Annotated in this window: 9 protein-coding genes and 1 tRNA gene; 3 read left to right on the top strand and 7 right to left on the bottom strand. The window is 33.1% G+C overall.

From position 1 onward, the window contains the following. Window positions 1–283: 283 nt before the first annotated feature. A tRNA-Gln gene (locus tag Q7C23_RS18655) sits at window positions 284–354 on the bottom strand. Window positions 355–599: 245 nt separating this feature from the next. Here Q7C23_RS18655 and Q7C23_RS18650 point away from each other — a divergent pair. Continuing rightward, on the top strand, window positions 600–3,881 hold the full coding sequence (locus Q7C23_RS18650) for a DUF2723 domain-containing protein (protein WP_375033915.1): 3,282 nt from the start codon (window positions 600–602) through the stop codon (window positions 3,879–3,881). A 95-nt stretch (window positions 3,882–3,976) separates the two neighbouring features. After that, window positions 3,977–4,615 carry a polysaccharide deacetylase family protein gene (locus Q7C23_RS18645; protein WP_072970526.1) on the top strand — a complete coding sequence of 213 codons (639 nt, stop codon included), beginning with the start codon at window positions 3,977–3,979 and terminating at the stop codon, window positions 4,613–4,615. A gap of 30 nt (window positions 4,616–4,645) precedes the next feature. Here the strand turns inward: Q7C23_RS18645 and Q7C23_RS18640 are convergent, their stop codons facing one another. The 6 genes from Q7C23_RS18640 to Q7C23_RS18615 all read right to left on the bottom strand — a co-directional run bounded on the left by Q7C23_RS18640 (window position 4,646) and on the right by Q7C23_RS18615 (window position 9,207). After that, complete coding sequence (locus Q7C23_RS18640; RefSeq protein WP_026983729.1) at window positions 4,646–4,948, bottom strand: co-chaperone YbbN; 303 nt, start codon at window positions 4,946–4,948, stop codon at window positions 4,646–4,648. Window positions 4,949–5,018: 70 nt separating this feature from the next. Then, window positions 5,019–6,254 (bottom strand): metallophosphoesterase, encoded by a 1,236-nt coding sequence (locus Q7C23_RS18635; protein WP_375033914.1) that lies wholly within the window; start codon window positions 6,252–6,254, stop codon window positions 5,019–5,021. Window positions 6,255–6,432: 178 nt separating this feature from the next. Continuing rightward, complete coding sequence (locus Q7C23_RS18630; RefSeq protein ID WP_375033913.1) at window positions 6,433–6,630, bottom strand: hypothetical protein; 198 nt, start codon at window positions 6,628–6,630, stop codon at window positions 6,433–6,435. Between the two features lie 149 nt (window positions 6,631–6,779). Then, window positions 6,780–8,117 carry a sensor histidine kinase gene (locus Q7C23_RS18625; RefSeq protein WP_375033912.1) on the bottom strand — a complete coding sequence of 446 codons (1,338 nt, stop codon included), beginning with the start codon at window positions 8,115–8,117 and terminating at the stop codon, window positions 6,780–6,782. An 11-nt stretch (window positions 8,118–8,128) separates the two neighbouring features. After that, entirely contained in the window at window positions 8,129–8,803 is a 675-nt protein-coding gene (locus Q7C23_RS18620; RefSeq protein ID WP_375033911.1) for a response regulator transcription factor, read from the bottom strand. 185 nt (window positions 8,804–8,988) lie between these two features. Then, complete coding sequence (locus Q7C23_RS18615) at window positions 8,989–9,207, bottom strand: hypothetical protein (protein WP_375033910.1); 219 nt, start codon at window positions 9,205–9,207, stop codon at window positions 8,989–8,991. Between the two features lie 325 nt (window positions 9,208–9,532). Between Q7C23_RS18615 and polA the strand changes: the two genes are divergently transcribed. Further along, window positions 9,533–12,382 carry a DNA polymerase I gene (polA, locus tag Q7C23_RS18610; protein ID WP_375033909.1) on the top strand — a complete coding sequence of 950 codons (2,850 nt, stop codon included), beginning with the start codon at window positions 9,533–9,535 and terminating at the stop codon, window positions 12,380–12,382. The last annotated feature ends 19 nt before the right edge of the window (window positions 12,383–12,401 follow it).

The following is a 12,401-nucleotide window of genomic DNA, read 5'->3' as shown; positions in this document are numbered from 1 at the left end:
ACCATTACACCATAGACCAGCAATGCTGTTAAGCGAGTGCAAATTTAAAGCTTTTTTTAGTTTACGCAAACTTTTTCAACAGAAGCACTAACAAAAATCAATAAACCATTGCTCCTCAGCCCCATTCATCCTTTTATTTTTTTTATCCCAAGTCGAAAAGATTTTCAAATGACCCATTTCTTTAGTCAACACTCATCTTTCACACCCGATTCCAGATCCGAAATTTTGAGATCACCGAAAAATAAACACATAAAAAAAGCCTCTCAATTGAGAGGCTTTTATGTTGGTCTACTAGGACTCGAACCTAGAAAGACTGCACCAAAAACAGTTGTGTTACCATTACACCATAGACCAGCAATGCTGTTAAGCGAGTGCAAATTTAAAGCTTTTTTTAGTTTACGCAAACTTTTTCTCGAAAAAAAAATTTTTTTTCTTATTTTTTTTCCTTCAAAAGCCGCAATACTTTCACAAGTATTTCACAAACAATACGTTACTTTCGCTAAATAGTTTTGTAGAATTTTATGTTAATGCTCGTTTCTTTACACAAAAAAACATTTTCTTTGTAGAATAGAAAACACACAAAATTTTAACATCTAAATATGGCACAATTCAATTTCAATAAATGGAATACAATTATTGGTTGGTTTGCATTTGCAATCGCTTTAACTACTTACACACTGACTGTTGAACCCACCATGAGCTTCTGGGATTGTGGCGAATACATCGCTACAGCAGCTAAACTAGAAGTTGGCCACCCACCGGGAGCACCTTTATTCCAAATGATGGGAGCCTTTTTCGCCATGTTTGCTATAGATAATCAGCATGTAGCAGTGATGGTAAACATGATGTCTGTTTTTTCTAGTGCCTTTACTATTTTATTTATGTTTTGGTCGTCGTCTATGATTTTGAAAAAGATTGTAGCTCGTTTTACAGAAATCGACAACAACAATGCAATTGTCATTTTAGGAAGTTCGTTTGTTGGCGCACTTGCCTACACTTTCTCTGATAGTTTTTGGTTTAATGCTGTCGAAGCAGAAGTTTACGCAATGGCATCTTTGTTAATTGCTTTACTTTTCTGGCTTGGTCTTCGTTGGGAACAAGACATGGACAAACCTAAAGGAAATAAATGGTTATTAATTATTTCACTTGTTGTTGGTCTTTCATTTGGAGTTCACTTTATGGCTTTATTGACAATTCCGGCAATTGGTTTTCTATACTACTTTAAACATTACGAAAAAGTTACAATCAAAAATTTCATCATTGCAAATGCAGTAGTAATTGCTATTTTGTTGTTCATTTTTAAATTACTATTACCATTAACGATGGCCTTCTTTGGAAAAACCGAAGTTTTCATGGTAAACAGCATGGGACTTCCTTTTAACTCAGGAACAATTTTTGTCGCGTTACTTTTTATTGCTTTCTTCTATTTTGGATTAAAATACACAAAACAAAAAGGATTGGTTTTTTACAATACTATTATTCTTTGTGTTTTATTCATCCTGTTTGGCTTCTCAACCTGGATCATGTTACCTGTACGCGCTAATGCCAATACCGTAATCAATGAAAACAAACCATCTGATGCAACTGAGGTTTTAGCCTATTATAATCGTGAGCAATACGGTGTAAATCCATTATTTTACGGCCCTCAATACACCGAAGTTTTTGCTGGCCTTGACGAAAAAAATCCATACTTAGATAAAAAACCAAACTACGAAAGAGATTATAAAACTGGTAAATATATCATCACGAATAATTATAAAAACGCAGAACAAAATTCTGACGACAATCAAAAAACAATTCTTCCGAGAATGTGGAGTACCGAAACCGGACATATTCAAAACTATATCAGCTTCACAAGCCCTCCTGCCTTTAAAATTAACCCTAATTACCCATATGAAGATGATTTGGCTGAATACGGAATTGATGCTAGCCAATTAAGTGAAGACGAATACAATAAGGCTACAGCCCAATTGAGAAATGAGGTTGAAAAAACCGTTTCTGAATTCAGAAAAGCGTATGCTCAAAAACAAATCGACAACGAAGGTTACGTTAAATTCTTAAGAAGCTACAGCAAATATTTAATTATCGAAAAACCGTCAACTGTTGACAATTTCAGTTTTATGTTCGAATATCAATTTGGATACATGTACTGGAGATATTTAATGTGGAACTTCGTAGGACGCCAAAGCGACGAACAAGGTAAATATGATAACCTTGACGGAAACTGGATCAGCGGAATCAAAGCCCTTGATTCATTACACTTGGGTTCTCAAGACAATTTACCTTCCGATGTTTTAAACAACAAAGGGAGAAACGTTTACTTCTTCCTTCCTTTTATCTTAGGACTTATCGGAATAATGTATCATGCTAATAAAGATCTTAAAAGCTTTTACGTGCTTTTAGCCTTATTCTTATTTACCGGTATAGCATTGAAAATTTATTTAAATGAAAGACCTTTTGAACCTCGCGAAAGAGATTATGCACTTGTAGGATCATTTTATGTATTTGCGATCTGGATAGGTTTTGGAGTCTACTCCCTATACGAAAGCATCCAGAAATATATTGCGCCTAAAATAGCCGGACCAATTATTATTGTCGGAACTTTATTAGCTGCACCTATCTTAATGGCTTCTCAAAACTGGGATGATCACGACAGATCAAACAAATATACTGCTGTTGCAATGGCAAAAGCATATCTGAATTCTTGCGATAAAAACGCCATTCTATTTACCATTGGTGATAATGATACTTTCCCATTATGGTACGCACAGGAAATTGAAGGCATTAGAACAGACGTGAAAATTGTAAATACAAGTCTGTTTATGACAGATTGGTATATTGACCAAATGAAAGCGAAATCATATGAATCTGACCCATTACCAATATCATTCAATCACGACGAATATGTGGGAGATAAGCTGGATTATGTAGCTTATATTCAAAAAATTGATACCCGTTGGAATATCAATGACTTTATTAGTTTTATTAAAAATCCAAAATCGACTGTAGGTTTACAAAACGGACAAACGATTCATTTCTATCCAACTAATAAAATCAGAGTACCAGTTGATAAAAATCTAATCATCAAAAACAAAGTTGTTAATCCTAAATACAATGATTCTATCGTTCCGTACATGGATATAGATATTAAAGGAAGTGCGATCTACAAAAATCGCCTGATGATGCTTGACATCTTAGCCAATAATAACTGGAAAAGACCAATTTACTTTAGTGGAGGTGCTTTTGACGATGAAGATTATTTATGGTTAAAAGATTATTTACAATTAGATGGAATGGTATATAAATTGGTTCCAATTAAAAATGTTCCATCAAAAGATGGAGGGCCAATGGATATGGGACAGATTGATGCCGATAAAATGTATGACATTGTAATGAAGTGGGATTGGGGCAACAGTGATAGTGATAAAATCTACCACGATCCTGAAACAAGAAGAAACAGCATCACATACCGCACTAATTTATCTCGCTTAAGTGAGCAATTAATTACAGAAGGTAAAATCGACAAAGCTAAAAATGTAATTAATTTGGCAATGACAAAATTACCTGTGGATAAATATGGATACTATTCATTGGTAGAACCGTTTGCAAATGGATATTATAAAGTTGGTGAAACAGCAAAAGCGCATGATTTATTAAATAAATTAGTTCAGAAATATAAAGAGAACTTAAATTATTATGCAACATTGACACCAGGTGACCAAACCGACTTAGCAATGGATATTATTACTGACATTGAGCGCTACAGAAGTCTTTTACAGGTTATGGAGCATAATAAAGACAAAGCATTCTACGAAAAACATAAAGTCACTTTTAATACGTATGTAAATGTTTTCGAACGTTTTGGACGCGAAAAAGAATAATAATATACGAAAAATATACTGATTAAAAAAATGCAGCGCTTCTAGTTAAATAGCGCTGCATTTTTTATTTTTACATATCTCTAAATCATCTCAAAATGAGCTTTTACTGGGTAAAAACAAATTCATTTATAAAAAGGGTGTTTTCTAAGTATTGTTGGGATATTCCAAATCAAGAAAAGAAAATATACCTCACTTTTGATGATGGCCCAACTCCAGAAGTTACAGACTGGGTTTTATCTGAATTAAAGAAGTTTGATGCAAAAGCAACCTTCTTTTGTATTGGAAAAAACATCAATGCGAATTCATCTTTGTTTGAAAGATTAATAGCAGAGGGACACTCTATTGGGAATCATACCATGAACCATATCAATGGATGGAAAAGTCAAACAAATGATTATATTGAGAATGTAAAGAACTGTGCTTCTATTTTATCAAATGAAAAAAGGCTGAATGGTTTATTATTTCGCCCTCCTTACGGGAAAATTAAAAAAGCGCAATCTAAAATTTTACGAAATTTAGGCTACAAGATAGTAATGTGGGATGTTTTAAGTGCCGATTTTGACCAAAGCATTACACCTGAGAAATGTCTTGAAAACGTTACCAAAAATGTAACTTCAGGGAGTGTAATTGTATTTCATGACAGTATAAAAGCATCGCACAATTTAAAATTTGCTTTACCTAAAACTTTACACTTTTTAAAAGAAAACGGATATAAGTTTGATATTATTCACTAAAACAACACCAACTAAGAAGGAAAGTTTTAATTAGATATTGAATTGATCCTGAACAATTCCGATAATAGTATTAGCATCAAGTTCTCCTGATTGCCTCCATATCATTTGTCCTTCTTTGTAAATCATTAGAGTAGGAAGCCCCTTTATACGCAAGGCTTCAGCAAGCTCCTGATTTTTATCTACATCAATTTTAATTACTTTGGCTTTATCGCCAAGTGCAGCAGCTACATCCTTAATAACAGGATGCATTGATACAGAAGATTCGTTCCAATCGGTGTAAAAATCTATTAACACTGGAACTTGGGCATTTATAAGTTCTCCAAATTTTGACATAAACCAAAAATTTAATTCTTTTAATCTATTAAAAAGAGATAATTAATACAAATGTAGCATTTTTAACGAATTAAGCCACATTGTTACCTTTTTTTAGTTCAATGACTGTAATTTCAGGCATAATACCTACTCGTCCAGGGTAAGCATGGAAACCAAATCCTCGATTTACATAAACATATCGACCCACATTCTCATACAATCCAGCCCATTGTTTGTAAATGTACTGCGCCAGACTCCATTTAAAATAGCCTGGAATTTCTATCCCAAATTGCATACCGTGTGTATGGCCTGACAATGTTAAATGGAAATTTTTAGGATGTTCTTTAATTTCAGCTTCCCAATGACTTGGATCGTGACTCATTAAAACTTTAAAATCATCCTGATGAACATTTTGCGATGCTTTATTTAAATCACCAGCTTTTTTAAAATTAACACCCCAATTTTCTACTCCGATAAGAGCAATTTTATCATCGCCTTTCTGAATATAAGTATGTTCATTTAGCATTAATTTAAATCCTATTTGCCCATAAAGCTTCTTAATCTCTTGAAAATTTTCATCTTTTTGCTTCTCAGAAGGCCAGGTAACATATTCACCATAATCATGATTTCCTAAAACAGAAAACTTACCGTACTTATAGTCTCTAATTCTATTAAAGGTTTCCAGCCAAGGATGCATTTCTTTAGCATGGGTATTTACAATATCTCCCGTAAACAAAATCATATCTGCTTCTTGTTCATTGATTAGGTCAATTGCATAATTTATCTTTTCAGGATTATCAAAACTTCCGCTATGAACATCTGAAATCTGAGTGATTCTAAATCCATCAAAAGCATCTGGCAAATCAGGAAAAAAGACTGTTTGCTTGATTACTTTGAAGTTATATTTTCCTTCAAAAATTCCGTAGATAATGGATAAAAAAGGTACAGCAGCCAATCCTAAAGCAATCTGACTGATAAACTTTCGCCTATCGGGCATCATTTCCTTTCTTGGTGCATTATAAATAAAGTAGTTAAAAATACTTGCTCCTATTCTAAAGATATCTTCACCAAATAAAATAAGCGTCACTACAATTTTTGGCACATAAACCAGCAACATCAATCCTGTAGTAAACATAAACTGTTTGGTTTGCCCAATAGAACGATCTACTTGTGAGAAAGAATAAATTATAAAGATTAAAATGAATAAACTTACAACCTGATAACCAATCAAAATCCATCTTAATTTGATTAAAGTTCGAAAAGCCTGATAAGAATAGAACTCAATAAATAGAAATAGAGCACAAAGAATTACAAAACGAAGGATCATGTAGGTATAGTTTTAAGCAAAGTAACAAAGAATGAAAATTTTATTGCTTTTTATTATCAAAATTTTAACTCAACTAACAACAAAAAAAGCTGGTAAATTTCTTCACCAGCCTTTTCTCTACCAATTTTTTTTAAACCTTTTAATCCACAATAAAGTTTACAAATAAACTTATGCCTTGTTATTTTTGAGCTTTTGCCGCTTCTGGCTTAGCTTCTGCTTTTTTAGCTTTTTTATCTGCTTTTTTATCTGCTTTTTTATCTTTTTTAGGGGCTTTAGCTTCTTTTACAGGGGTTGTTTGTGTTGGACTTGTTTGAGCGTTTACCATTGCAGTTATTCCTAAAACAGCTACTGCTAACATTACTAATTTTTTACTCAAGCTTTGTAGTTTGTTTTTTTTGTTTTCGTGAATCGTTGATTTCATGACTTTAAGTTTTTATGATTATTATCTTAATTATTTATAGTTCAAAGATATAATCGGAAAATGAAGACAAAATGAAGATTGAAGTGCTTTTAAAAATTTAACTTTTAATTATGCAAATGCACTTCGGGAAACAAAAGTGTAAAGCTTGACCCTTTATTAATTTCAGAAGTAACCTTAATTTCTAGACGGTGAAAAAAAGCAATACTTTCAGCGATGGCAAGCCCTAAACCCTGACCGTCCTGATCAGAACTTATTCTTGCAAACCTATTAAATACTTTTTCAATTTGAGCAGTGTTCATTCCAATACCAGAATCTTTAATAGAAATAAAATATTGGCTACTATTAAAACCATCTTCAACTACAATACTGCCTTGCGATTTATTATATTTTATAGCATTGGTAACTAAATTGTAAATCAAGATATGGATTAACGTTTTATTTCCTCTGAAAACAAAATCATGTTTTATCTGGTTTGAAAACTGAATTTCTTTGTCCTCAATTCGATCTTGTAAATCTTCCTGCAAATCATTTAAAATCTCTTTAAAATTGATTTTCTCATTCGCTTCATATTGATTGTTTTCAATTCTGGAAATCAGTAATAAATTATTGATGATTTTTTTCAGCATATCTAAGGTTCGCAATGCACCCGCAATTTTATCAATCGCATTATCATCTAAAGAATCATTTTGCAATAAATTTTCAAACTTGTTTTTAAGCAAAGCAATTGGCGTCAGTAGTTCGTGAGAAACATTTGAAATAAATTGTTTCTCTTTCTTGAATAGTTCTCCAATGCGATCCATCATCTGGTTTAAAACCAAATCTAATTCTCTAAAATCTCGTGATTTTGCATTTATAGGAGTATGATCAAAAGCTTCAGGTTCGTTGACGCGCCTGATTTTCGTATCAATAATTTTATAAAAAGGTTTGAGCAAATATTCGATATAAACAGTGTCTGCCAAAAAAGTCACTAAAAGAATAACAACCAATACAATAATGATAAACAATCGAATAATAAAAGTAAGATCGTTTACTTCGCTTAAACTGCTTCCTATTTCTAATTTATAACCTTGATTTTCATAAGTAAAATGATACTGCAGGATTCGGTATTCATTTTCCTCACCGTCAATTATCCGATAATCATTACTGAAAGTTGTTTTTTTCTGATGTGGTTTCCCGGTAATCTTAGAAAGGACCAAAAACTCACTGTGCAAAGTTGAAAACTGAGAATACGTTTCGGTAGAATCATTTGAATTTTCGATAAAATCATCGATCTCTTTTTTATTTAGGTGATCAATAAATTTTTTCTTTTTTTCAACCAATCCATTATTAATGTGCCTGTAAACTACATTTTCAACCAGAATTGGCAACATTAACCATAAAACCAGAATCACCAACAATCTTGTCAGTGCATTAAAAATGGCCAATTGGTGTTTTATTTTCACAGAATTTTTTTTTACTCGTTTATACGATAGCCTACATTTCGAACTGTTTCAAACCAGTCTATTGCAGTGTGTTTGTCCAGTTTTTTACGAAGGTTTCGAACATGAACATCAATAAAATTAGAATCTGAATTAACCTCCAAAATATCTCCCCAAATATGCTCGGTAAGCTGAAGTCTTGTTATGACCCTGTTTTTATTCAAAACTAGATATTGAAAAATATCAAACTCTTTTTTCGTTAAGTTGATTGGGATATCATTATAAGTCACTTTGTAATCCTGCAACCGCAATAAAAATCCGTGCACTTCTAAATTGTTTAAAGTAAAACCATGAATTCTTCTAATAACTGCAAACAATCGCGCACTTAATTCGGTCAAAGCAAATGGTTTTGTCAAATAATCATCGGCACCTAAATGCAAACCATTTATTCTGTCATCTAATTCGCCACGAGCTGTCAGGACAATTACAGCCATTTTAGATTTTGTTTTACGAATGGTTTTCAAAATATCAAAACCATCTCCGTCAGGCAAACCAAGATCCAACAGCATTGCATCATAATCGTTACTGGCCACTTCTTCAAGAGCATCACTGCAATTATTTGCTATTTTACATATATAACCAACGTTACATAAAAAGTCGTAAACCTCTACAGCAAGTTCTTTATTATCTTCAACAATTAAAATATTCATAAAAACAGCTTTTAAGCGTAACTAAATTTAAGCAATTAAAAAAAGCCCTGTTGCCCATTATTAAAAAATTAACGAATCAAAAAAAGCTGACAAATTTCTTTATCAGCTTTCTCCTCCACATTCCATAACCATTATTCCTGTTTTGTCTCCTTTAGAATTCTTCAAAAACAAAACAAAAGCAATACTTATTTTTTCACTTTTGTTGTTTCTGCTTTCGGAGCTTCCGTTTTTGCTGATTTTGTTTTTTTATCAGCTTTGTTTTTTGGGTGTTTTGTAGCTTTCACTTCTTTTGCAGGAAGTTCTTTTACTTCTTTTGCTGGACCAACTTTTACAGAAGCTGGAAACGCATGTACCATTACACTTGTTCCTAAAACTGCTACTAGTAACATCAATAAATTTCTCATGATTTCTAAGATTTAAATTAATACCTTTTATTTTACAGATCAAAAGTACCTCTGCAAAATGAAGAGAAAATGAAGATTATCACCACAGAAAAAAAATTAACTTGATATTAACGCTTTGTGTAGTTTTCACCATAGAAGTGATATAAGTTCATTTTAGCAGTGGCGCTTAGCAGTACGCCAATGGTTTGATTAAACCATAGCAGGACATATAAGATAGCCTCGAATACCAAAATAAACTTATATCACTCCTATGGTGGAAAAAAAATCTTTTTAGTTTAATTTTTGAGAACCCAATTGTTTATTTTTACAGACTAATATTTTTTTTATGTCAACTCAAAAACGTCTTTTTCTTCTCGATGCGTACGCGCTAATTTTTCGTGGTTATTATGCCTTTATAAAAAACCCGAGAATTAACTCTAAAGGAATGGATACATCAGCGATCATGGGATTCATGAATTCGCTTTTGGATGTTATTAAACGTGAAAAACCAGATCATTTAGCTGTTGCTTTTGATAAAGGCGGAAGCCACGTTAGAACAGAAATGTTTGTCGAATACAAAGCCAATCGTGACGCTACTCCAGAAGCGATTAAAATTGCTGTACCTTATATTCAGGAATTATTAAAAGCCATGCACATTCCGATTATTGAAATAGAAGGTTGTGAAGCCGATGATTTGATCGGAACAATTGCCAAACAAGCCGAAAAAGAAAACTACAAGGTTTTTATGGTTACACCCGATAAAGATTTTGCTCAATTGGTTTCTGAGAACATTTTTATGTACAAACCAGCCCGTATGGGTAACGGAATAGAAATTTGGGGCGTTCCCGAAGTTTTGGCAAAATTTGAAATCGAAAGACCGGAACAAGTAATTGACTTTCTTGGAATGATGGGAGATGCTGTTGATAATATCCCAGGATTACCAGGTGTTGGAGAAGTTACAGCCAAAAAGTTTTTGAAAGAATTTGGTACGATGGAAAATCTTTTGGACAACACTCATTTACTAAAAGGCAAGATGAAAGAAAACATCGAAGCCAATAAAGAAAAAGGTATTTTATCTAAAAAATTAGCCACTATTATCTGCGACTGCGATGTTACTTTTAATGAAGATGATTACGAACTTTCGCGTCCTGATATTGAAAAAACAGATGCTATTTTTCAGGAATTAGAATTCAGAAGAATGGCAGAACAATTTGATAATTTATTTAAAGTTGGTGGCGGAAATGAATTAGCTACTTCTGCAGCTCCTTCTTCTGATGCTAAATTGTACAAAAAACCACAACCTAAAAACGAAGATCAGTTCGATCTTTTTGGCGGAGGAAATTCAGATGAAGGTACAGAAACTGAAAGAACTTCATTCTACAATACTTTAGAAAACACACCTCACTCCTATCAAGCCATTCAAGGTGATTTAGGAATTAAATTGCTTTTGCAGAATTTACAAAAACAGACTGAAGTTTGTTTTGACACTGAAACAACCGGCTTAGATGCTTTGCATGCTGAGTTGGTAGGAATCGCTTTCTCTTTTGAAAAAGGAAAAGGATTTTATGTCCCATTTCCCGAAAGTCAGGAAGAAGCGCATACTTTAATTGAAAAGTTCAGACCGTTTTTTGAGAATGAAAACATCGAAAAAATAGGTCAGAATTTAAAATATGATTTAAAAATCCTTTCTAATTATGGTATAAACGTAAAAGGAAAACTTTTTGATACGATGATTGCGCATTATCTGATCAATCCGGATATGCGTCATAATATGGATATTTTATCTGAAACGTATTTAAAATATTCTCCAAAATCAATTGAGACTTTAATTGGTAAAAAAGGAAAAAATCAAATTACAATGCGCGATGTTGCCCTTGAAGACATTAAGGAATATGCTGCCGAAGATGCTGATGTTACTTTTCAACTAAAAGAGCTTTTCACAACAGAATTAGACAAAACCGAAACCAAAAAATTATTTGATGAAATCGAGATTCCATTAGTAACCGTTTTGGCTGCTATGGAAACTGAAGGAATTCGTTTAGATGTTGATTTTCTGAAACAGATGTCAACTGAAATGGAGGTTGAGATTAAATCTTTAGAACAAAAAATATACGAAACTGCCGGTGAGAAATTCAATTTGGCTTCACCAAAACAATTGGGGGACATTTTATTTGATAAAATGAAAATTGGCGGTGCCAAACAAAAGAAAACCAAAACCGGTCAATACGCAACTGGCGAAGATGTTTTAACATATTTAGCCAATGACAATCCGATTATAAAAGAAATTTTAGATTGGCGTCAAATGGTGAAATTACAAAGCACTTATATTTTGGCTTTGCCAGAACAAGTAGACAAGAAAACATTACGCGTTCATACTGATTATATGCAGACTGTTGCCGCTACAGGTCGTTTGAGCTCTAATAATCCGAACTTGCAAAATATTCCGATTCGTACAGAAAGAGGTCGCCAGATTCGTAAAGCTTTCGTTGCACGTGATGAAAACCACACTTTAATCTCTGCCGATTACTCGCAAATAGAATTAAGAATTATTGCCGCTTTAAGTGGTGAAGAAAATATGATTAAAGCTTTCCAGGATGGAGAAGACATTCACAAAGCAACAGCTGCTAAAGTTTTCAATGTTCCCTTAGAAGAAGTTTCACGCGAACAAAGAAGTAATGCAAAAACGGTAAACTTCGGAATTATATACGGTGTTTCTGCTTTCGGATTGAGCAATCAGACTTCATTATCAAGAAGCGAAAGTTCTGCATTAATCGAAGCATATTATAAAACGTATCCAAGATTAAGATCCTATATAAATGAACAAATTGAATTTGCACGTGAAAAAGGATATGTACAAACGATTTTAGGTCGTCGCCGTTATTTAAAAGACATTAACTCGGCTAATGCGGTAGTAAGAAGTGCTGCTGAACGAAATGCTGTAAATGCACCAATTCAGGGAAGTGCTGCCGATGTGATTAAAATCGCCATGATCAACATTCATAAAAAACTAACAGAAGAGAATTGGAAATCTAAAATGCTACTTCAGGTTCATGATGAGCTTGTGTTTGATGTGCACAACGACGAATTAGAAAAAATACAGCCGATGATTAAACACGAAATGGAAAATGCTTTTATGATGAGCGTTCCTTTGGATGTTGAATTAGGTATGGGGGCTGATTGGCTGGCGGCGCATTAATAATTTCAGATTGCAGATT

This window comes from Flavobacterium sp. LAR06, assembly GCF_041946075.1.
Taxonomy (GTDB): Bacteria; Bacteroidota; Bacteroidia; order Flavobacteriales; family Flavobacteriaceae; genus Flavobacterium.
Note: the sequence above shows the minus strand (reverse complement) of the source record. Positions and strands in the feature narration are given on the sequence as shown.